The sequence below is a fragment of the Caballeronia sp. LZ029 genome (genome assembly GCF_031451275.1).
In the GTDB taxonomy this organism is placed as follows: Bacteria; Pseudomonadota; Gammaproteobacteria; order Burkholderiales; family Burkholderiaceae; genus Caballeronia; species Caballeronia jiangsuensis.
The window spans coordinates 2,670,253-2,692,674 of record NZ_JARUXO010000001.1; the positions used below are offsets into that span (position 1 = coordinate 2,670,253).

17 protein-coding genes are annotated in these 22,422 nt (G+C 62.5%); 2 read left to right on the forward strand and 15 right to left on the reverse strand.

Going from position 1 to position 22,422, the window contains the following annotated elements; all coding sequences use genetic code 11:
• Positions 1-6: 6 nt before the first annotated feature.
• From QCE73_RS12565 to coq7, 13 genes are all read right to left on the reverse strand, one after another.
• Positions 7-948: a D-alanine--D-alanine ligase gene (locus tag QCE73_RS12565; protein ID WP_035510201.1), complete on the reverse strand. Its 942-nt coding sequence runs from the start codon at positions 946-948 to the stop codon at positions 7-9.
• A 25-nt stretch (positions 949-973) separates the two neighbouring features.
• Positions 974-2,365, reverse strand: a complete 1,392-nt coding sequence (murC, locus tag QCE73_RS12570) for a UDP-N-acetylmuramate--L-alanine ligase (RefSeq protein WP_309881470.1) — start codon at positions 2,363-2,365, stop codon at positions 974-976.
• On the reverse strand, positions 2,366-3,484 hold the full coding sequence (gene murG, locus QCE73_RS12575) for an undecaprenyldiphospho-muramoylpentapeptide beta-N-acetylglucosaminyltransferase (RefSeq protein WP_035510196.1): 1,119 nt from the start codon (positions 3,482-3,484) through the stop codon (positions 2,366-2,368).
• Entirely contained in the window at positions 3,481-4,764 is a 1,284-nt protein-coding gene (gene ftsW / locus QCE73_RS12580; RefSeq protein WP_035510194.1) for a putative lipid II flippase FtsW, read from the reverse strand. Before ftsW ends, murG begins: the two co-directional genes overlap by 4 nt.
• Entirely contained in the window at positions 4,761-6,272 is a 1,512-nt protein-coding gene (murD, locus tag QCE73_RS12585; protein WP_309881472.1) for a UDP-N-acetylmuramoyl-L-alanine--D-glutamate ligase, read from the reverse strand. The genes ftsW and murD overlap by 4 nt, the downstream gene beginning before the upstream one ends.
• A 46-nt stretch (positions 6,273-6,318) precedes the next feature.
• Complete coding sequence (gene mraY, locus QCE73_RS12590; RefSeq protein ID WP_035510189.1) at positions 6,319-7,488, reverse strand: phospho-N-acetylmuramoyl-pentapeptide-transferase; 1,170 nt, start codon at positions 7,486-7,488, stop codon at positions 6,319-6,321.
• Between the two features lie 23 nt (positions 7,489-7,511).
• A complete protein-coding gene (gene murF, locus QCE73_RS12595; RefSeq protein ID WP_309881474.1) occupies positions 7,512-8,942 on the reverse strand; it encodes a UDP-N-acetylmuramoyl-tripeptide--D-alanyl-D-alanine ligase in 1,431 nt (476 codons plus the stop codon).
• Positions 8,939-10,483, reverse strand: coding sequence for a UDP-N-acetylmuramoyl-L-alanyl-D-glutamate--2,6-diaminopimelate ligase (locus tag QCE73_RS12600; RefSeq protein ID WP_309881476.1), 1,545 nt, complete (start codon positions 10,481-10,483; stop codon positions 8,939-8,941). The genes murF and QCE73_RS12600 overlap by 4 nt, the downstream gene beginning before the upstream one ends.
• Positions 10,480-12,336 carry a penicillin-binding protein 2 gene (locus tag QCE73_RS12605; RefSeq protein WP_309881477.1) on the reverse strand — a complete coding sequence of 619 codons (1,857 nt, stop codon included), beginning with the start codon at positions 12,334-12,336 and terminating at the stop codon, positions 10,480-10,482. The genes QCE73_RS12600 and QCE73_RS12605 overlap by 4 nt, the downstream gene beginning before the upstream one ends.
• The gene (ftsL, locus tag QCE73_RS12610) at positions 12,333-12,677 is read right to left on the reverse strand and encodes a cell division protein FtsL (protein ID WP_035510177.1); all 345 of its coding nucleotides are present in this window, start codon (positions 12,675-12,677) and stop codon (positions 12,333-12,335) included. Before ftsL ends, QCE73_RS12605 begins: the two co-directional genes overlap by 4 nt.
• On the reverse strand, positions 12,674-13,624 hold the full coding sequence (rsmH, locus tag QCE73_RS12615) for a 16S rRNA (cytosine(1402)-N(4))-methyltransferase RsmH (protein WP_309881478.1): 951 nt from the start codon (positions 13,622-13,624) through the stop codon (positions 12,674-12,676). The genes ftsL and rsmH overlap by 4 nt, the downstream gene beginning before the upstream one ends.
• Positions 13,625-13,640: 16 nt before the next feature.
• Positions 13,641-14,069, reverse strand: coding sequence for a division/cell wall cluster transcriptional repressor MraZ (gene mraZ / locus QCE73_RS12620; RefSeq protein ID WP_035510172.1), 429 nt, complete (start codon positions 14,067-14,069; stop codon positions 13,641-13,643).
• A 390-nt stretch (positions 14,070-14,459) separates the two neighbouring features.
• Entirely contained in the window at positions 14,460-15,116 is a 657-nt protein-coding gene (gene coq7, locus QCE73_RS12625; RefSeq protein ID WP_309881480.1) for a 2-polyprenyl-3-methyl-6-methoxy-1,4-benzoquinone monooxygenase, read from the reverse strand.
• A 557-nt stretch (positions 15,117-15,673) separates the two neighbouring features.
• Here coq7 and QCE73_RS12630 point away from each other — a divergent pair.
• Complete coding sequence (locus tag QCE73_RS12630) at positions 15,674-16,849, forward strand: porin (protein WP_309881481.1); 1,176 nt, start codon at positions 15,674-15,676, stop codon at positions 16,847-16,849.
• A 147-nt stretch (positions 16,850-16,996) separates the two neighbouring features.
• Here the strand turns inward: QCE73_RS12630 and QCE73_RS12635 are convergent, their stop codons facing one another.
• Both QCE73_RS12635 and QCE73_RS12640 read right to left on the reverse strand, forming a co-directional pair.
• Positions 16,997-18,670, reverse strand: a complete 1,674-nt coding sequence (locus tag QCE73_RS12635; protein ID WP_309881482.1) for a long-chain fatty acid--CoA ligase — start codon at positions 18,668-18,670, stop codon at positions 16,997-16,999.
• 128 nt (positions 18,671-18,798) lie between these two features.
• Positions 18,799-20,880: a molybdopterin oxidoreductase family protein gene (locus QCE73_RS12640; RefSeq protein ID WP_309881483.1), complete on the reverse strand. Its 2,082-nt coding sequence runs from the start codon at positions 20,878-20,880 to the stop codon at positions 18,799-18,801.
• Between the two features lie 162 nt (positions 20,881-21,042).
• Here QCE73_RS12640 and QCE73_RS12645 point away from each other — a divergent pair, with 162 nt between their 5' ends.
• A complete protein-coding gene (locus QCE73_RS12645; RefSeq protein WP_309881484.1) occupies positions 21,043-22,233 on the forward strand; it encodes a M20 aminoacylase family protein in 1,191 nt (396 codons plus the stop codon).
• The last annotated feature ends 189 nt before the right edge of the window (positions 22,234-22,422 follow it).

Sequence of the window (22,422 nt, forward strand, 5' to 3'; positions counted from 1 at the left end):
ATCGACCTAATTCTTCAGCGTGAGCGACAGCACCTTCACGACGAGATCCTTGTAGCTGATGCCGACCGCGCGCGCGGCCTTCGGCGGCAGCGAGTGGTCGGTCATGCCGGGCGCCGTGTTCACTTCGAGGAAATACGGGTTGCCGTCCGAGTCGAGCATGAAGTCGGCGCGGCCCCAGTCGGTGCAGCCGAGAATCTCGAACGCGCGCTTGGTCAGTTGCTTCATGCGCGCTTCTTCGGCTTCGGTCAGGCCGCACGGAATCAGGTACTGCGTGTCGTCGGCGACGTACTTCGCGTGATAGTCGTAGAACTCGCCCGCTGGCACGATCTTGATGACCGGCAGATCGAGGTCGCCCGCGATGCAGCACGTGAACTCGCCGCCGCCTTCGATGCTCTTCTCGACGATCACGATCTTGTCGAAGTTCGCCGCTTCGGCGAGCGCGGGCACGAGCGTTTCCGCGCTCTTCACCTTGATGACCGCGACACTCGATCCTTCGCTCGCCGGCTTCACGAAGAGCGGCAGCCCGAGCTTCGCGATGATGTCCTGCGCACGCGCGGCGTAGTCTTCGCCACGGAACACGGTTTCGAACGGCGGCGTCGGAATTCCGGTCTGCTGCCACACGAGCTTCGTGCGCAGCTTGTCCATGCCGAGCGCCGAGCCGAGCACGCCGCTGCCCGTGTAACGGATGCCGTAGAAATCCAGCGCGCCTTGCAGTTGCCCGTTTTCGCCATAGCCGCCATGCAGCGCGATGAACGCGCGCACGAAGCCCTGCGCCTTCAGATCCGAAAGCGGATGCCGGGCCGGATCGAACGGATGCGCGTCGATGCCCGCGTCGCGCAGACCTTCGAGCACGAGGCGCCCTGAATTGAGCGAAACCTCGCGTTCGGCGGAATTTCCACCGAGCAGCACCGCGACTTTGCCGAACACGGCCGGATCGATTTGATTCACTTGATTGATCGTTACGTCTGTCATTTCAGTTCTGGCCATTCGCCAGCTTTCCGCACACACCGCCGATGGAACCCGCGCCCATCGTGATCACCACATCGCCGTTGCGCGCGATCGTCGTCACCGCGTCGGGCACTTCGTCGATCGTTTCGACGAACACCGGCTCCACCTTGCCCGCGACGCGAATCGCACGCGCCAATGCCCGGCCGTCCGCCGCGACGATGGGCGCTTCGCCTGCCGCGTAGACATCGGTGAGCACGAGCGCATCGACGGTGGACAGCACTCTCACGAAATCCTCGAAGCAATCGCGCGTGCGCGTATAGCGATGCGGCTGGAACGCGAGAACGAGACGGCGATCGGGAAATGCGCCGCGCGCCGCCGCGATCGTCGCGGCCATTTCGACCGGGTGATGACCGTAGTCGTCGATCAGCGTGTACGCGCCTTCGCCGGTGCTCGCGTTGACTTCGCCGTAACGCTGGAAGCGCCGGCCCACGCCGTTGAATTCGGCGAGCGCACGCTGGATATCGGCATCGGCGACTTCGAGTTCAGTCGCGATTGCAATGGCCGCGAGCGCGTTCTGCACGTTGTGCGTGCCCGGAAGGTTCAGCACGATGTCGAGCGACGGCGCATCCGCGCGCAGCGTCGTGAAATGCATGCGGCCATCGCGTGCCTCGACGTTCACCGCGCGCACTTCCGCTTCCGCGCCCAGGCCGTAGCGGATGATCGGCTTCGATACGAACGGCAGGATCTCGCGCACGTTCGGATCGTCGACGCACAACACCGCGATGCCATAGAACGGCAGACGATGCGTGAACTCGATGAACGCCTGCTTCAGCCGCGCGAAGTCGTGGCCGTAGGTGTCCATGTGATCGGCGTCGATGTTCGTGATGACTTCGATCACCGGGAAGAGATTCAGGAACGATGCGTCCGATTCATCCGCTTCCGCGACGATGAAATCGCCCGTGCCGAGACGCGCGTTCGCGCCCGCGCTGTTCAGGCGGCCGCCGATCACGAAGGTCGGATCGAGTCCGCCAGCGGCGAGCACGCTCGCGACGAGCGAAGTCGTCGTGGTCTTGCCGTGCGTGCCGGCGATCGCGATGCCTTGCTTCAGACGCATCAGTTCCGCGAGCATCACGGCGCGCGGCACGATCGGCACACGACGATGACGCGCGGCGAGCACTTCGGGATTGTCGGAACGCACGGCCGTCGACACGACAACCGCATTCGCGCCTTCGATGTTCTGCTCGTGATGACCGATCTCGACGCGCGCGCCGAGCGCACGCAGCCGCTCGGTCACGGCGCCGTTCGCGAGATCCGAACCGCTCACGTGATAGCCGAGATTGAGCAGCACCTCGGCGATGCCGCTCATGCCTGCGCCGCCGATCCCGACGAAGTGAATATGCTTGACGATATGTTTCATTTAATGTGCCTCCCGAGCTTGCGCGTTCACACGCGCGCCGGCCACGTCGGCGCATATGCTCGCGACCTTCTCGGTCGCGTCCGGTTTCGCGAGTGCGCGCGAGCGCTCGGCCATTTGCTCGAGCGATGCACGCGACTGTGCGCGTAGCCAGTCGGCGAGCTTCTGCGCCGACAAATCGCGTTGTTGTATCAATTCAGCCGCGCCGTTCTTCGCGAGAAAGGCGCCGTTGGTCGTCTGGTGATCGTCGACGGCGAACGGGAACGGCACGAAGAGCGCGGCCACGCCGACCGCGGCGATCTCCGACACCGTCATCGCGCCCGAGCGGCAGATGACGAGATCCGCCGATGCGTACGCTCCCGCCATGTCCTCGATGAACGGCACGAGTTGCAGGTCTTCACCGCGTGTGAGACCCGCCGCTGCGTAGTTCGCTTCCAGTGCTTCGATATGCTTCGCGCCCGCCTGATGAACGATGCGCGGACGCTCTTCCGGAGAGAGCATCGCGAGCGCCTTCGGCACGGTTTCGTTCAAAGCGGCCGCGCCGAGACTGCCGCCGACGACGAGCACATTCAGACGCCCGGAACGCGCGGCGTAGCGTACTTTGGGTGGCAACGCGCTCGTTAGTTCCGCGCGAATCGGATTGCCGGTCCATTCGGCATTCGGCAGAGCATTGGGGAACGCAACGAGCACGCGTTTCGCGAGATGCGCGAGCACCTTGTTCGCGAGTCCCGCGATCGAATTCTGTTCGTGCAGCACGAGCGGGCAGCCCGCGAGCTTCGTCATGATGCCCGCCGGGAACGTGATATAGCCGCCCATGCCGAGCACGACGTCCGGTTTCACGCGACGCAGCGCGGCGAGACTCTGCGAGCATGCGCGCAGCAGATTCACCGGCAACATCAGCTTCGTTTTGATGCCCTTGCCGCGCACGCCGCCGAAGCGCACGTATTCCATCGGAATGCCATGCTTCGGCACGAGCGTCGCTTCCATGCCGTTCGCATTGCCGAGCCACACCACGCGCCAGCCGTGCGCCTGCATCCAGTGCGCGACCGCGAGCCCCGGGAACACGTGGCCCCCGGTGCCGCCCGCCATCACCATCAAGGTGCGGTCGCGTTGCGCGGTCATACTTTTCCTCCGCGCATGAGCACCCGGTTCTCGTAATCCACGCGCAGCAAAACAGCCAGCGCAACGCAGTTCAGCAGAATGCCCGAGCCGCCATAGCTGACGAGCGGCAGCGTGAGACCCTTGGTCGGCAGGAGGCCGAGATTCACGCCCATGTTGATGAAGGTCTGCGCGCCGAACCAGATGCCGACGCCCTTCGCCATCAGACCGGCGAACGTGCGATCGAGCGCGAGCGCCTGACGGCCGATTTCGAACGCGCGGCGCACGATCCAGTAGAACAGCAAGATCACGCAGATCACGCCGACGAAACCGAGCTCCTCGCCGATCACCGCGAGAATGAAGTCGGTATGCGCTTCCGGAAGATAGTTGAGCTTTTCGACGCTGCCGCCGAGACCAACGCCGAACCACTCGCCGCGTCCGAACGCGATCAGCGAATGCGTCAACTGGTACGCCTTGCCTTGCGCGTAACGGTCGTCCCACGGATCGAGGTAAGCGAAGATCCGCTCGCGGCGCCACGGCGATGCCCACACGAGCAACGTGAATGTGCCGACCGCCGTCGCCACCAGCCCGCCGAACAGCTTGCCGTTGACGCCGCCGAGGAACAGCACGCCCATCGCGATGGCGGCGATCACCATGAACGCGCCCATGTCGGGTTCGAGCAGCAGCAACGCGCCGACCGCGCCGACCGCGACCGCCATCGGCAGAAAGCCCTTGCCGAAACTGTGCATGAATTCCTGCTTGCGCACGGTGTAGTTCGCGGCGTAGATCGTCACCGCGAGCTTCATGATTTCCGACGGCTGCATGTTCGTGATGCCGAGCGGAATCCAGCGGCGCGCGCCGTTCACGCCTTTGCCGACGTGCGGAATCAGCACGATGACGAGCAGCACGAGCGCGAAGAGGAACAGCTTCGGCGCGTACTTCTCCCAGGTCTTGATCGGAATCTTGAACGCGATGATTGCGCCGACGAGCGCCGTCGTGATCGAGACCAGGTGGCGCACGAGGAAGTGATAGTCGCGATAGCTCGCGTACTTCGGAGAATCGGGCATTGCGATGGACGCCGAATACACCATCACGATGCCGAGGCCGAGCAGCGAGATCATCACCCACAGCAGCGAATAGTCGTAGTCGAGCATGCGCGAGCGCGCGGGGCGCACGCCGTTCACCGCGCTCGAAATGCCGCCGCGCGTGCCGGAGCCGGAATTCGAGCGGCCCGCGAGCGAGTCGCCCGGCATCGCGTTGCGCTGGCCCGTGAGTTTCGATCCGAAGCGGTCCGACCAGCTCATAGCATCACTCCCCGCGCGGCGGCGATTTCTTCGACCGCGCCGCGAAACACGTCGGCGCGGTGTGCGTAGTTCTTGAACATGTCGAGGCTCGCGCACGCGGGCGAGAGCAGCACGGCGTCGCCGGCTTCCGCGATGCGCGCGGCGGCGTTCGTCGCGGCTTCGAGCGTCGCGTGGTCTTCGAGCACGACACCTGTAGACGCGAGCGTTTCGCGGATGCGCGGCGCGTCGCGACCGATCAGCATGACCGCGCGCGCCCAGCGTGCGACAGGCGCTTCGAGCGGCGAAAAATCCTGGCCCTTGCCGTCGCCGCCGGCGATCAGCACGATGCGTTGCGCGAGGCCATCGAGCGCGGCAACCGTCGCGCCGACGTTGGTGCCCTTGCTGTCGTCGACGTAATCGACACCATCGATCTGCGCGATCACTTCCACGCGATGCGGCTCGCCGCGATACTCGCGCAGGCCGTGCAACAGCGCCGCGAGCGGCAGATCGATCGCACGCGCGAGCGCGAGTGCCGCGAGCGCGTTCGCCGCGTTATGGAGACCGCGAATGCGCAGTGCATCGACTGGCATCAGCCGCTTCGAAACGACGTTCGGCTCGCTGATTTCCTGCTTGCGGCGACGCGACGGCGCGGGTTCGTCGGCGGCATCGCGATCGACGCCGATGACGAGCCACGTCATGCCGGTGTCGCGCAGCAAACCATAATCGCCGACATGACACGGCTCGTTCAGCCCGAACGTCACGACGCGGTCCTGCGCGATGTTTTTCGCGAGCGCCATCGTGCGGGCGTCGTCACGGTTCAGCACGCGCGTCGTGCGCAGACCGAAGATGCGTCCCTTGGCGGCGGCATACGCGTCCAGGCCGCCGTGCCAGTCGAGATGATCCTGCGTGATGTTGAGCACCGCGGCCGCGTGCGGGGCGAAGGTATGCGAGGTTTCAAGCTGGAAGCTCGACAGTTCGAGCACCCAGACATCCGGGAGCGCGGTTTGATCGATGGCTTCGGTCAGCTTGTCGAGCATCGACGGGCTGATATTGCCCGCAACCGCGACCGACTTGCCAGCACGCTCGCACAAAAGGCCGGTGAGCGCGGTCGTCGTGGTCTTGCCGTTCGTGCCGGTGATCGCGATGACCTTCGGCGCGTAACCGTTCAGGCTCAATCCGGCGAGCGCCTGCGCGAAGAGTTCGAGCTCACCCCAAACGGGAATGCCGCGCTCGTTCGCTGCGGCGATCAACGGCGCGAGATCGGGCGCGAGCGGCGAAAGCCCCGGGCTGATCGCGACGAGTTCGATGCCGCCATCAAGCAAAGCGGGCGTGAATGCGCCGCCGATGAAATCAGCATCGATCTTGTGGATCGCGAGCTCGGAAAGATTCGGCGGCGTTTCGCGCGTGTCGGCGATCTTCAGGCGGCAACCGTGCCTGGCGCACCAGCGCGCCATCGCCAGACCGGATTCACCCAGTCCCAGCACGAGCACCATCGGACTTTGCCGACCGACAAACTTCTCGCCAAACATCGCTTTACCTTTCCCAAAAACCTGAAACCGCGAAAACGCAAAAAGATCAACGCAACTTGAGCGTCGACAATCCGAAGAGACACAGCATCAACGTGATGATCCAGAAGCGCACGACCACTTGTGTCTCGGTCCAGCCGGACAACTCATAGTGGTGATGCAGCGGCGCCATCTTGAAGAAGCGTCGGCCTTCGCCGTAGCGGCGCTTCGTGAACTTGAACCAGAAGACCTGCAGCATCACGGAGAGCGTTTCCGCGACGAAGATGCCGCCCATGATGAAGAGCACGATCTCCTGACGGACGATCACCGCGATCGTGCCGAGCGCGCCGCCGAGCGCGAGCGCGCCGACATCGCCCATGAAGACTTGCGCGGGGTGCGTGTTGTACCAGAGAAACGCGAGACCCGCGCCTCCCATTGCGGAACAAAAGATCAAAAGTTCGCCTGCGCCGGGAATGTGCGGGAACAACAGATATTTCGAGTAGACCGAGCTGCCCATCACATACGCGAACGCGCCGAGCGACGCACCCACGAGCACGACGGGCATGATGACGAGACCGTCGAGGCCATCGGTGAGATTCACCGCGTTGCTCGAACCGACGATCACGAAATACGTCATCGCGATGAAGCCCCACACGCCCAACGGATAGCTGATCGCCTTGACGAACGGCAGCATCAGGTCCGCGCGTGCGGGCAGGCCCATCGACAGGCCGCTCCTCACCCACGCCATGAAGAGATCGAACACGCGCGCGTTGTTCGCCTCCGAGACGCTGAACGCGAGATACACGGCCGCGAAAATGCCGATCACCGACTGCCAGAAATACTTCTCGCGCGATGACATGCCGCGCGGATCCTTGTGCACGACCTTGCGATAGTCATCCACCCAGCCGATCACGCCGTAGCCGAAGGTGACGAGCATCACGATCCACACGAAGCGGTTCGTGAGATCGGCCCACAGCAGCGTGGATACCGCGATGCCGATGAGAATCAGCACGCCGCCCATCGTCGGCGTGCCGGACTTGACGAGGTGCGTCTGCGGGCCGTCCTTGCGCACGGCCTGGCCGACCTTGAGCGAGGTCAGCTTGCGGATGACCCACGGGCCGCAAACGAGGCCGATCAAAAGCGCCGTCGCCGTGGCTCCCACGGCGCGGAACGTGATGTAGGTAAACACGCGCATGAAGCTGGCGTCATTCTGAAGCCATTGCGCGAGTGCGAGTAGCATGCTGGTCCTTCTCTTTCAGTGAATCAATGTGCCGCGGGCGCATTGCCCGCAGCGGGTTGGAGTGGCGTCGTCAAGGCGTCCACCACACGCTCCATCTTCATGAAGCGCGAGCCTTTGGCGAGATACGTTGCGTTGTTGCCGTAACCTGCGCGTTCGAGCGCCGCGACCATTTCGGTGACATCACCGAAATGCTGCGCGGTTTGCTTCGATGCCTGCGCGTTGAATGCGTTCACCGAATCGACACTGGCGGCGCCGAGCGCGAAGAGCGCATCGATGCCGCGCTCGGCCGCATATGCGCCGACTTCCCGATGAAACGCCGGACCTTCTTCGCCGACCTCGCCCATGTCGCCCATCACGAGCACGCGGGGCGATGCCTGCGATGCGAGCACGTCGATCGCGGCGCGCATCGAATCGGGATTCGAGTTGTACGTATCGTCGATGACGGTCGCGCCCGCGAGCGCGCCGAGGATCGCGCGCTTCACCTGCAGTCGGCCCTTCACCGGCTGGAACGATTCGAGACCGCGCTTGATCGCATCGAGCGAGATGCCCGCGGCGAGCGCGGCTGCGGTCGCGGCCATCGCATTGCGCGCGTTGTGTTCGCCGAGCACGTTCAACGCGATGTCGAGCGCGCCTTGCGGTGTCTGCATGCGTACCGTCGTGCCTTCGAGCGTGCCGGTGACGGCTGCTTTCGACGCGTCGTCCGTCAGCGCGAAGTCGATGATCGCGTTGTCCGTCGCGGCCGTGCGCCAGAAGACGGCGTATTGATCGTCGGCGGGGAACACGGCGGTGCCCGTTTCGCCGAGCGCGTGAATCACCGATGCATGTTCGAGCGCGACCGCTTCGACCGTCGCCATGAACTCCTGATGTTCACGTTGCGCATTGTTCACGACGGCGACGTCCGGCGCGGCGATCTTGCCGAGCGCTTCCGTTTCGCCCGGATGATTCATGCCGAGTTCGACCACCGCGAGCTTGTGCGATGCATTCAGACGGAACAGCGTGAGCGGCAAGCCGATGTCGTTGTTGAAGTTGCCAGCCGTCGCGAGACGCGATTCCTCGCCGACCGCAGCCGCGAAAATCGACGCGATCATCTCCTTGACCGTCGTCTTGCCGTTGCTGCCCGTGACAGCGACGAGCGGCATCGTGAAGCGCTTGCGCCAGCCGTGCGCCAGCGCACCGAGCGCGGCGCGCGTGTCCTTTACCTTGATGACAGGAAGCGGCCAGGCATCGATGTTGCCCGGGTCGCGTGACACGAGCGCCGCAGCCGCGCCGCTCTTCGCTACCTGATCCAGGAAATCACGCGCATCGAAGCGATCGCCCCGCACTGCGACGAACAGGTCACCGGCCTGAACACCGCGGCTGTCCGTGACGATGCGCTCGATGACCACGTTTTCTTCGCTCTTCAGGACGGCGCCGGGAATCATCGCGGCGGCTTCGCGCAAGGTGAACATCGTCATTCGCCACCTCCGCGCTGTTGCGTGGCGCGTGCGGCAAGTGCGAGCCTCGCGTGATCCTGATCCGAGAACGCGCGCTTCTTGCCCATGATTTCCTGCGTGGCTTCGTGTCCTTTTCCTGCGAGCACGACGACATCCTCGCGCGCCGCCGAGCGGATCGCCTGCAGGATCGCGCTCGCGCGGTCCTCGATACGGCGTGCCTTGGCGGCATCGGTCATGCCGATTGCGATCTGATCGATGATGGCTTGCGGGTCTTCGCTGCGCGGGTTGTCGCTCGTGATGACGACCTGATCAGCGAGGCGCTCCGCGATTGCGCCCATCAACGGGCGCTTGGTCGCATCGCGATCGCCGCCGCAGCCAAACATGCAGACGAGTTCGCCCCCGCGTGCCTGAGCGATCGGGCGCAGCGCGCTGAGCGTTTTGTCGAGCGCATCGGGCGTGTGTGCGTAGTCGATCACGACGAGCGGCTCATCGCTCTGAACGCGTCCGCCGAGACGCTCCATGCGGCCGTTGACGGATTCGAGCTTCTCGATGCGCGCGACGGCGGCGGCGAACGGCACACCGACTTCGAGCAGCACCCCGAGCACGGAAAGCAGATTGCTCACGTTGAACGTGCCGAGCGTGCCCACTTCGACATCGGCTTCGCCCCAGTCGGACGACAGATGAAACGCGGTGCCCGTCGCGGTCGCGCGGACTTGCGTCGCGAGCAGCATCGCGTCGGCGCTCGGCACGGCATCGGCGGGCATTTCGACGCCGTAGGCAATCGTGCGCACGTTGCCGCGCAACGATTCGATCAGACGCCGGCCCGCAGCATCGTCGCGATTGACGATCGCGGTCTTAAGCGACGGCCAAGAAAACAGACGCGCCTTCGCTGCTTCATAGGCGTCGAAGGTGACGTGATAGTCGAGATGATCCTGCGTGAGGTTCGTGAAAATGGCGATGTCGAAATCGACGCCATTCACGCGGCCCTGATGCAGCGCATGCGACGACACTTCCATCGCGACGCCTTCCGCGCCTTGAAGCTTCAGTTGCGCGAGATTGCGCTGCAACTGCGGCGCGTCGGGCGTGGTGAAGCCGCTATGCACGAGCTTGCCCGGCATGCCGATGCCGAGCGTTCCGACGATCGCACACGGACGGCCGAGCGCCGTCAACGCCGTGGCGATCCACTGGCTGCACGAGGTCTTTCCGTTCGTGCCCGTCACACCGACAGTCAGCATCGATGCCGTCGGCTCGCCGTACCACGCGGAAGCGATCGGGCCCGCGAGCTCGTTCAGCGCCTTCACGGCGAGCGTCTTCGATGCATCGGGCTTGCCGGTGAACTTCTCCGGCTGATACAGCGCCGCAGCTGCGCCCGCGGCGAGCGCGGCGTCGAGATACGGGCGGCTGTCCGCACCGTCGACCGCATAGGCGAGGAACACGTCGCCGCTTTTGAGCGAGCGCGTGTCGGCGTGCAGTTGCGCCTCGGGCTGCGCGTGCGCGCGCAGCCATTGAACGGCATGTGATACGTCCTTTTGCATCTTGCTTTGTCGGGCCTGCGCGCTCATCGCACGACTCCCGGGTGCGTCTTCGTGTTGCTCGACACCGCGACTTTCTTCGCGGTGTTCGCGTTGTTTCTGTTCGCCGGCTGCTGGGCGAGCGGTTGTGCGGCGGAGTTCGAGTCGTCCGTCACGACCATCTGCTTGACCGGCATGTCGGGCGGCACGTTGAGCGCGCGCAAGGTATCGCCGACGATGCCCGAGAACACCGGACCCGACACCTGACCGCCGAAGTGGCTACCGACCGTCGGTTCATCGACCGACACCGCCACGACGATGCGCGGATTCGGCATCGGCCCCATGCCGACAAACGATGCGCGGTACTTCGAATGGTCGTAGCCGTGACCGCCGTGCTTGTACGCCGTGCCCGACTTGCCGCCGACGCGATAGCCCGGCACCGCCGCATCCGGCGACGTGCCGCCCTTCGCCGTTACGGTTTCGAGCATCGCGCGCACTTGACGCGCGGTCGTGGGCGCGAAAACCTGCTGACCGATCGGCGGCTGATCGCCGGGCGTGCGGAAAATCGAAACCGGCAGGATGGTGCCGTCGTTGGCGATCGCCGTGTACGCGCGCGCGAGCTGGAACAACGACGCCGACAAACCGTAGCCGTAGGACATCGTCGCCTGCTCGATGCGCCGCCAGCTTTTCCACGGCCGCAAACGCCCCGTCACCGCGCCCGGGAAACCGACCTTCGGCGCCTGACCGAGCCCGATGCTCGTGTACATGTTCCACATTTCTTCGGGGCGCAATTGCATCGCAATTTTGGTCGCGCCGATATTGCTCGACTTCTGAATCACGCCGCCAACGGTGAGCGTGCCGAACCCGGAATCGTCCGTGATGCGCGCGCCGTCGAGCACGAAGACACCGCCGCCCGTTTCCACGAGCGTATTCGGCGTCACCCGATGCAGATCGAGCGCGAGCGAAACGGTGAACGGCTTCATGATCGAGCCCGGCTCGAATGTGTCCGTGAGAATGCGGTTGCGCAACTGCTCGCCCGTCATGCGCGCGCGGTCGTTCGGGTTGTAAGTGGGATAGTTGACGAGCGCGAGCACCTCGCCCGTTTTCACGTCGATCACGATCGCCGCGCCTGCCTTCGCCTTCGACTTCTCGACGGCCGCCTTCAGGTTCGTGTACGCGATGTACTGAATCTTGCTGTCGATCGAGAGTTCGACATCCGCGCCGTTGTGCGGCACGACCTGCTCGTCGACGTCCTCGACGATATGGCCCATGCGGTCCTTGATGACGCGACGCATGCCCGGCGTGCCGGCGAGAACGTTCTGGTCGCCGAGTTCGACGCCTTCCTGGCCCTTGTCTTCAATATTAGTAAAGCCGATCAGGTGCGCGGTGATTTCGCCTTCCGGATAGAAGCGCTTGTATTCGCCGCGCGAATAAATGCCGGGAATGTCGAGCGCGGCGACTTTCTGCGCGACTTCGAGCGACACCTGTCGCTTCACGTAGACGAAGGTCTTGTCCATCGAGAGTTTCGCGCGCAGCTCTTTTTCCGGCATTTCGAGCAGCTTGGACAATTGCGCGAATTTGTCCGCGCCGAGATCGTTCGGCACGGCTTCGGGAATCGCCCAGATGGCCTTCACCGGCAGGCTCGTCGCGAGCACGAGGCCGTTGCGGTCGCGGATCTGGCCGCGCGTCGCCGGCATTTCGAGCGTGCGCTGATAGCGGCTCTCGCCCTGTTTCTTGAAGAATGCGTTGCCCGGACCCTGAATCCAGAACGCGCGCGCGGCGAGCGCGACGAACGCCATGAAGAGCAGGAACACGACGAACTTCGAGCGCCACATCGGCAGGCGCACGGCGAGAAGCGGGTTTGGCGTATGAGCGATGTCTTTCTGCTTCGCGGATTTTTTCATCGCTTGGCTCCGCGGGCAGGCGGCGCCGACGCCGGCAGCGGCGGCGGCATGGGTGCGTCGGCGGCCTTGCCGGTCGCCGTGTCGTAGGTGAGATATTGCGTTCGGCCGGTCGTCACGGGCTGCATTTTCAGTGAGTTAGTGGCCAACTGCTCGATGCGCGACGTCTTCGAAAGCGCGCTCTGCTGATACTGCAACTGCGCGTAGTCCTGCTGAAGCTGACGCTCCTGCGACTGCGCGCGCTGCAGGTCGATGAAGATTTCCCGCTGCTGATTGGTGGAGCTGACGACCGACAGCGCGCACCCGAGCACGATGATCAGCAGGAAGATATTGAGTCGGTTCATGGCGCGATCCGCTCAGCGATACGCATCACAGCGGACCGCGCGCGCGGATTGTCGGCGACTTCGGCATCACTCGGAAACACGCGTCCCACCACGCGCAGCGGCGGGCTGGGAAGATCGACCGCGCGGATCGGCAAGCGACGATCCACCGCCGGCGCGTTCGCGTGCGCCTGCAGGAACCGCTTGACGATCCGGTCTTCGAGTGAATGAAAGCTGATCACGACCAGCCGCCCCCCTTGCTCCAACAATGCCAGTGCCGACTCAAGTACTACCTGCAGCTCCGCAAGCTCTTGATTGACGTGAATCCGTATAGCCTGAAAGGTGCGAGTTGCCGGGTCCTTGCCCTTTTCACGGGTTTTGACGACGTGACCCACGATTTCGGCAAGCTCGCTCGTGCTGTCGAGAGGCCCAAGACGGTCGGACTCTGCCCGGCGAGCAACAAGCGCCTTTGCAATCTGAAAAGCAAACCGTTCTTCCCCATAATCTCTGATGACCTCCGTGATTTCCTGCACCGTGGCTCGTGCGAGCCACTCAGCCGCCGACTCGCCGCGAGTCGGATCCATCCTCATGTCGAGCGGACCTTCTGCGCGGAAGCTGAAGCCGCGCTCCGGGTCGTCCACCTGCGGCGACGACACGCCAAGATCCAGCAACACGCCCGACACCCGCCCGATCCCACGCTCGCTCGCCGCATCGCGCAACGCCGCGAAGCTGTCGTGCACGATCGAAAAACGCGAGTCTTGAATCTGTTGCGCCGTGGCGATTGCAAGAGGATCCTTGTCGAAGGCGATGAGCTGCCCCGCTTCCCCCAACCGCTGCAAGATCGCCCGACTATGACCGCCGCGCCCGAACGTGCCATCTATATAGATGCCGTCCGTGCGCTTGATCAGCCCATCCACCGCTTCGTTCAGCAACACCGTCCGGTGCTGCAACTCATTTCCCGACTTCGCCATGGTCTTCAGCGCCGCGTCAGAAAGTGAAATTCTTCAGCGCGTCGGGCATGCCCTGCGCCATCGCCGCTGCTTCCTTCGCCGCGTATGTCTGCGAATCCCACAACTCGAAGTGCGCGCCCATGCCGAGCAGGGTCACTTCTTTTTCCAGCGACGCGGCAGCGCGCAGCTCGGGCGAGACCAGCACGCGCCCGGCGCTGTCGAGTTCGACATCCATTGCATTACCGAGAAAGATGCGCCGCCACCACATGGCTTCCATTGGAAGCGCGGCGACCTTGGCGCGAAAGACTTCCCACTCCGGGCGAGGAAAGAGCAACAGGCATCCATCCGGGCTCTTCGTGAGCGTCACCCGGCCTTCTGCCTGCCCTTGCAGCGCTTCCCGATAGCGAGACGGAACCGACATCCGTCCTTTCGCATCGAGCGTCAGCGCCGACGCCCCTTGGAACACTCACCCTCTCCCCGTTTCGGACGCCCACCCTGACGCCCGTCCCACCCAGTTTTGCTCGAAAATGGCTTCTGAATCACACAAAAGACCACTTTCTCACACTGTCTCCCACTTTAGAGGAACGCATTTCCTCGGTCAAGACGCGTAACTTTTTTTCGAGTGCTTTTTATTCGCTAGAACAAGGACTTAGCGCGGGAGCTTGAAGTGGCGATGAAAGAGAAAACCGTTATGAATTAGAGAGCTAGTGCGGGATGTGAAGGTAGTACGTGAAATGAGCAGGCGAAATGAGGGAAATGTAACGGTTCTTCGGGCCGTTTCATGGTCTGCTCTTGGGTTCCGGCGGGATGCGCCTCGGGCCGACCGGCTGCGCGATCGGTCGAGGCGTTCAATGCTCTATATGTAATAGGCCGTGCCGGTCATCACTTTGGAAGCCGCACGCATCAGCGCGCGAACCGGAAACGGTACTTCGCTTCCACCCGCGCCGATCGCCGCGGCGGCGTGCGCGCTTTCATCGAGACGCATCTGCTCGACGATCGCGCGCGACGCGTGATCGTTCGCCGGCAGCGTCTTCATGTGGCCGTCGAGATGTTGCTCGACCTGACGCTCGGTTTCAGCCATGAAACCGAGACTCGCGCGATCGCCGAAGCGGCCCGCGACGAAACCGATCGCGAGCGCGCCCGCGTACCACAACGGGTTCAGCAAGCTTGGCCGCGACTCCAGATCTTTCAGCCGCGTCGACGTCCACGCGAGATGATCTTCTTCCTCGCGAGCCGCTCGCTCGAAGCTCGCCTTGAGCTCCGGCGAATTCGTCGCGAGCTTTTGCGCCTGATAAAGCGCCTGTGCGCAGACTTCGCCCACGTGATTCACACGCATCAAGCCGGCCGAGTGAGCGCGCTCTTTCTCGGTGAGTTGCGATTCCTCGGAAAGATCTTCGCCTTGCAGGTCCGAGCCGGACATCGTCGATTCGGGAATCGGCCGCGACATGCGACTTACACCGGTCATGGAGCGCAAGCCTCGATCGAACTCGCTGATGACTTCATCGAGCGTCATGTTGTCACCTCTCTTCATAGTCCGTGGTCACGGCGTTTGCACGTTGCGGCAAACCGTATTCGCAGGCTCGTCGGAACTGATCTGGTACTGCGACCAATGGCTGAGCGAGCATGCGAGGGAAAACGCGGATTCTAGCGCACATCGACAGGCCGCGACGCCGCGCAGGCTTGCCAGAACAGGCTTGCGGCAGTCTGGAGAGCGTGCAGGTTCGTCCATGGAAACCGTTGCGAATGCATCGCGGTTTAGCGTGCCCACAAATCTTGACGAAGTACTTTCCGCCCGCGCAACTGCACCCAAATCGCCCCTTCGCGCGCACAAGTTTTGGTAATTAGGGCAAACACGAGTCGCAAAACTCCTGCAAAACCAACATTTTAGCGCCTGTTGCGTAAACGTCACATTAGTCCGGCGGATCACCCCCTTTTCCTTTGTCCGCCAAAGTCTCTTTGTTACATTACGTCTCAACTTCAATTTAGAAGCCCGGCAGGGACCGTCAACACACTGGCGCTAGAACAGTGACCTTGCCACAAAGTCGCAAACACTCCCTGGAGATCTATTCAATGAAAAAGTCGCTTCTCGCTCTCGCCGCATTGGGCGCATTCGCTGGCGCCGCACATGCGCAGAGCAGCGTGACGCTGTACGGCATCATCGACGCAGGCTTCGCCTACAACAACAACAGCAACGGTCAAAAGCTGTATGCAATGAACAGCGGCAACCTGCAAGGTAGCCGTTGGGGCCTGCGCGGCACGGAAGACCTCGGTGGCGGTCTGAAGGCCATCTTCGTGTTGGAAAACGGCTTCAACGTGTTCAACGGTCAGCTGGGCCAAGGCGGCGACATGTTCGGCCGTCAGGCTTATGTCGGTCTGTCGACGGCGCAATTCGGCACGGTCACCCTGGGTCGCCAGTACGACTCCGTGGTTGACTACACCGGCGCATTCGAAGTCGGTAGCCAGTGGGCGTCGTACTTCGGCGCGCACCCGGGCGACCTGGACAACATGAACAACTCGAATCGCGTGAACAACGCGGTCAAGTACACGAGCGCAAACTACGCTGGCTTCACGTTCGGCGGCCTGTATAGCCTCGGCGGCCAGGCTGGCCAGTTCAACCGCAACCAGATCTGGTCGGTTGGTCTCGGCTACTCGCAAGGTCCCCTGCAGTTGGGCGCGGGCTACTTGAACGTCAAGGATCCGAACTACTCGTTCTTCGGCAACAACGCGACGAGCCGCACGGCGACCACGACGCCTACGGCTTCGAACATGACGAGCCGCGTGTACTCGGGCTTCGCATCGGCCAAGACGCAGCAAGTCATCACGGCTGGCGGTGCTTACACGTTCGGCGCAGCGACCATCGGCGCAACGTATAGCAACACGCAGTTCAAGGACGTCAGCAACGAAGCAGGCGCTGGCCTGAACCCGGCTGGCTACACGGGCGGTTCGGGCAAGTTCCACAACGCCGAAATCAACTTCAAGTATCAGTTGACCCCGGCCCTGCTGCTCGGCGTCGCATACGACTACACGAAGGGTTACGGCCTGACCGATGCCAAGTACCATCAAGGCATGCTCGGCGCCGACTACTTCCTGTCGAAGCGTACGGACGTGTACATCGACGGTATCTACCAGCACGCGAGCGGCACGGACTCGACGAACCGCACCGCGGTTGCGAACATCAACGGCCTGTCGCCGTCGTCGACGTCGAACCAGGTTGCCGCTGTTGTCGGTATCCGTCACAAGTTCTAATAAGTCGTAACAAAGCGGTATCCTCTGAAAGGCGCCTTCGGGCGCCTTTTTTTCGTTCGCGATCGGGGCATTACGTAGCGCGTCCCCAACAAAAAAGCCATCGCGTCTCACGACACGATGGCTTCTTCGCTTCAGATGATTCGAACGCTACGCGCGGCCGTCGCGCAATTCGCGTCGCAGAATCTTGCCGACATTGCTCTTCGGCAACTCGTCGCGGAATTCGATCATGCGCGGGCGTTTGTAGCCGGTGAGTCGCTCCTTGCAGAAGGCGATGACATCGGCTTCCGTCAGGCTGAGATCCTTGCGCACGATGAATAGCTTCACCGCCTCGCCGGACGCCTGATCCTTTACGCCGACCGCTGCGACTTCGAACACACCCGGCAACATCGCGACGACATCCTCGACTTCGTTCGGATACACGTTGAAGCCCGACACGAGGATCATGTCCTTCTTGCGATCGACGATCTTCACGTAGCCGCGCTCGTCCAGCACGCCCACGTCGCCCGAGCGGAAAAAGCCGTCGTGCGTCATCACCTTGGCCGTTTCGTCGGGACGGTTCCAGTAGCCCGCCATCACCTGCGGCCCGCGAATGCAAATTTCGCCGGGTTGGCCGAGCGGCACTTCGCGGTTGTCATCGTCGCGGATGGAGACTTCGGTCGATGGAAGCGGCAAGCCGATCGTGCCCGTATATTCGGTCGCGGTCACCGGGTTGCAGGTCACGCACGGCGAAGTCTCGGACAAGCCGTAACCCTCGATGATCGGCACACCGGTCGCGGCAAACCAGCGCTTTGCGACGGCCTCCTGAACCGCCATGCCTCCGCCGTTCGCCGCGATGAGTTTGGAGAAATCGAGCTTGCCGAAATCGGGATGATTCAGCAGCGCGTTGTAAAGCGTGTTCACCGCCGGGAACGTGTTGATGGGAATGCCCTTCAATTCCTTGATGGTCCCGGCGATATCGCGCGGATTCGGAATCAGCACGCCCAAGCCGCCCGTCCGGATCGTCAGCATCCCGCACACCGTCAGCGCGAAGATGTGATACAGCGGCAGCGCGACCACGCAAACAAACTGGTCGATATCGGGGCGGCGCTTGCGGGCCGGATCGAGCCAGACTTCGGACTGCAGCGTGTTCGCGATGATATTGCGATGCGTAAGTGTCGCGCCCTTCGCGACGCCGGTCGTGCCGCCTGTGTACTGCAGGAACGCGACGTCATCAGGGCTCTGGCTGACAGGCTGGAGCGCGATGCGGCCGCCCTGGTCGATCGCATCGTTGAAGCGAATGCTTCCGGGCAGGCTCCACTCGGGCACCATCTTCTTTACGCGACGCACGACGAAGTTGACCAGCAGCCCCTTCAAGCCCATGAGATCGCCCATCGACGCGACGACAACATGTTTGATCGCCGTGTTCTTGACGACGGCCTGAAGCGTGCCGGCGAAGTTCTCCAGAATGACGATCGCTTCCGCGCCGCTATCCTTGAGTTGATGTTCGAGCTCTCGCGGCGTGTAAAGCGGATTCACGTTGACGACGATGTAGCCGGCGCGCAGCACGGCCGCAATCGCGACGGGATATTGCAGGACGTTCGGCATCATCAGCGCGACGCGTGCGCCGGGCTTCATTCCCCGCTGCTGGAACCAGGCAGCCAGCTTTCTCGACATTGCGTCGAGCTCGGCGTATGTGATCGCCTGACCCATGCACACGAACGCGCGGCGATCGCGATTCTTGCGAAAACTATCCTCGAGCAACTCGGAAACCGACCGATACGCGGAGGCATCGATGGACGCAGGCACGCCGGCCGGGTAAGACTGCAACCAGGGTTTCTCCATACGGCGTCTCCTTTATATGATTTTAGAATGGTCGTGCGGAAGCGAGATCGTAACTTTTCGCCAAGCCTCCGACAACTGGGTTAGACGCCATACACCAGACCCGTTCGAGTTTGCTCGTCCGATGCACGTCAATCCAACTGCTCGACTTCGACGAGACAATCGTAAAAGGTCGCGGAGCCTCCAAGATCGGTCAATGCCTGACTTGTCACCTGATTGGCGTTGCAGCCATCCGGCGACAACTTCTTCCACCAGATCGACAGCCCGACGACTACGCCTTCGCGCGCGCGGTCTGTCACGCGCGCGCGGGCCTGCATCGAGCCGCGATCGTTGAAAATGCGCACCGGGGAGCCATCGGCGACGCCTCGCGCTTCGGCATCGACAGGATGAATATCCAAGTGAGGTTCGCGTTCCGCCGCGCGCAGGCTCTCGATGTTCACGAAACTGCTGTTCAGGAAATTGCGGGCGGGCGGAGAGATCATCGCGAGCGGATAACGCGCGGCCAGTTCCGGCGAGCCGTCCGCGGATTCGTACGGAGGCAGGTAGTCCGGCAGAGGATCGAGGCCTTCGAGTTTCAGGCGTTCGCTGTAGAACTCGCACTTTCCGGACGGCGTCCGGAACGCGCCCTCGGCCAGCGGAGCCTCGGCGATGTCGAGTTTCAGCCAGCCGGACGCCTTCAGCTTGTCCCAGCTCTGGCCTTCGAGCGTCCTGTCGTCCCAGCGGAAAGCCTTCGACGCGATTTGCTCATCGGTTTCGAAAAGCGCGGGTTCGATGAGACCCATCGCGCGCGCGAGGCCGCGGAAAATTTCAGTGTTCGGACGCGCTTCGCCGACGGGTTGAATCGCCGGAAGATTGGCCATCACGTGGGTGTGGCCGTACGACTTGTGGACGTCCAGATGTTCGAGTTGCGTCGTCGCGGGGAAGATCAGGTCGGCGTAATCGGCGGTATCGGTCTGAAAGTGTTCGAGCACGATCGTGAACAAATCCTCGCGCGCGAAGCCCGCCTCGACCTTCGCCGAATCGGGCGCCACCGCGACAGGATTCGAGTTGTACACGATCAGCGCTTCGATCTTGGGGCCGAAATTCTCGTCGCCAGGATGCAGCAGCGCATCGCCGATCGCATTCATGTTGACCGCACGCGGCAATTTCGAAGGCCAACCGGGCAGCAAGTCCGGACGCTCCAGCGCACTGCCGTTGACCGGCGTCCAACCTGACGAAGAAAGCAGCAAGCCTCCTGCGCGCTCGCGCCACGCGCCTGTCAGTGAGGGCAAGCAGGCGATTGCGCGGACCGCGTTGCCGCCACCGCGCACGCGCTGCATACCGTAATTGAGCCGAATCGCAGCCTTTTTCGTCGATCCGAAAGCGCGAGCGAGTTCTATGACGACGTTCTCTTCGATGCCGCAGATCTGCGCAACCCGCGAAGGCGGATACTGCGCCGCGCGCGCCGCAAGTTCTTCGAAGCCGACCGTATGCGCGCTTACATATTCATCGTCGATGAAATTCTCGCGGATCAGCACGTCGATCATGCCGAGAGCGAGCGCGGCATCGGTGCCCGGGCGCAGCGCGACATGCTGATGGCACTTTTCCGCCGTGAGCGACTTGTAGGGATCGATCGCGATCAGCTTTGCGCCGCGACGCTTCGCTTCCTGAGCGCGCGTCCAGAAATGCAGGCTCGACGCGATCGGATTCGCTCCCCAGATCAGGATGAGTTCGCTCTCTCCGTAGAACTCTGCGTGCATGCCGAGGCTGGCGCCGTATGTGTAGCGCAGGCCGGCCGCACCCGCGGCGGCGCAAATGGTGCGCTCGAGTCGCGAGGCCCCTAGCACGTTGAAAAATCGAGCGGCGATGCTTTCTCCCTGCACCAGACCCATCGTTCCAGCGTAACTGTAGGGAACGATGGCTTCGGGCGCACGCTGCGCGATCGGCTTTAGGCGTTCGGCAGCGAATTGCAGGGCCTCATCCCACGTGATCGGCTCAAAGCGGCCCTCGCCCTTCTTACCGATGCGACGCAGTGGCGTCAGAAGCCGATCTTTGTGATGTGTACGCTCGGCGTATCGGGCGACCTTCGTGCAAAGAACGCCCTGCGTCGGAGGATGATCCGGATCGCCGCTAATTTTGACTGCTTTGCCGTCTCTGACCGTTACGCGCATCGCGCAGGTATCGGGGCAATCGTGTGGGCATACGGCTCGGGCGAACTCGGCTGGAGCGTTCATTGGAAGTCCGGTAAATCAGAACAAAAGGCGGCAGATGACGGGATTCTATTACGGCCGCTATGCGATCGACCGTCCGATGCCGCAAATAGTGGCGGCGTAAAATGGAGCGACTAACGCGCGTTCAATATGCGCGATCCGAATTCAAACGTGAGAGCGGTTCAAATGAATCTGATCCCAGAAATCGAAGCATCACACGACGAAATCAAAACACTCCGACGAACGATCCATGCCCATCCCGAATTGCGTTATGAAGAGGTCGGCACCGCGAAACTGGTAGCCGACAGCCTCGAACGCTGGGGAATTGAGGTGCATCGGGGATTGGGTAAGACGGGCGTCGTCGGAGTGCTGAAGCGCGGCACTGGCGGCGCATCGATCGGGCTGCGCGCGGACATGGATGCGTTGCCCATTCAGGAACTCAATACATTCGGACATCGATCGACGAACGACGGCCGCATGCATGCCTGCGGTCACGATGGTCACACCGCAATGCTGCTTGGCGCCGCGAAACATCTCGCCGAGCACGGCAAGTTCGACGGGACCGTCGTTTTCATTTTTCAGCCGGCCGAAGAAGGCGGTGCGGGCGCGAGGGCAATGATCGAGGATGGTCTCTTCAAGCGATTTCCAGTCGACGCCGTGTTCGGCATTCACAACTGGCCCGGCATGCCCGCCGGCAGTTTCGGCGTGGTCGAAGGTCCGATCATGGCTTCGAGCAACGAGTTTCGCATCACGGTTCGCGGAACTGGTTCACACGCAGCCTTGCCGCATAACGGACGCGATCCGGTCTTTACGGCGGTTCAGATTGCGAACGGACTTCAGAGCATCATTACGCGAAACAAAAAGCCGATCGATACGGCGGTGCTTTCCATCACCCAGATTCATGCTGGAGAAGCAGCGAACGTGGTGCCCGATCAGGCCTGGCTCGGCGGGACTGTGCGCACCTTCACCGTTGCAACACTCGATCTGATCGAAGAGCGCATGCGCAAAATCGTCGAAGCAACTGCTGCGGCCTACGATTGCGAAGTGGAATTGCACTTCAACAGAAACTATCCGCCGACGATTAATGCGACTGACGAGACGAGATTCGCGGCGGAAGTCATGGTCGAAGTCGTAGGAAAAGATAAGGTCGACAACGCCGTCGAACCAACGATGGGCGCGGAAGACTTCTCGTTCATGCTTCTCGAGAGGCCCGGATGCTACGCGTTTTTGGGGAATGGCGATGGTGGACATCGCGAAAGTGGACATGGCGCCGGACCGTGCATGCTGCACAACGCCAGCTATGACTTCAACGATGATCTCCTGTCCGTCGGATCGTCGTATTGGGTGCGTTTGGCAGAGCGATTCATGGCTCGTTGATGAACTGCGGCGGCGAAGGGGCCGCTGCTCTTCACCTCAGAACATCGCGCTGCCAGATTCGCCGCCACAAACGCAAAAACCCCACCTTTATGGGGTGGGGTTTTTGTTTTTAGCATGAGGAGCCTGACGATTACCTACTTTCACACGGGTGATCCGCACTATCATCGGCGTGGAGTCGTTTCACGGTCC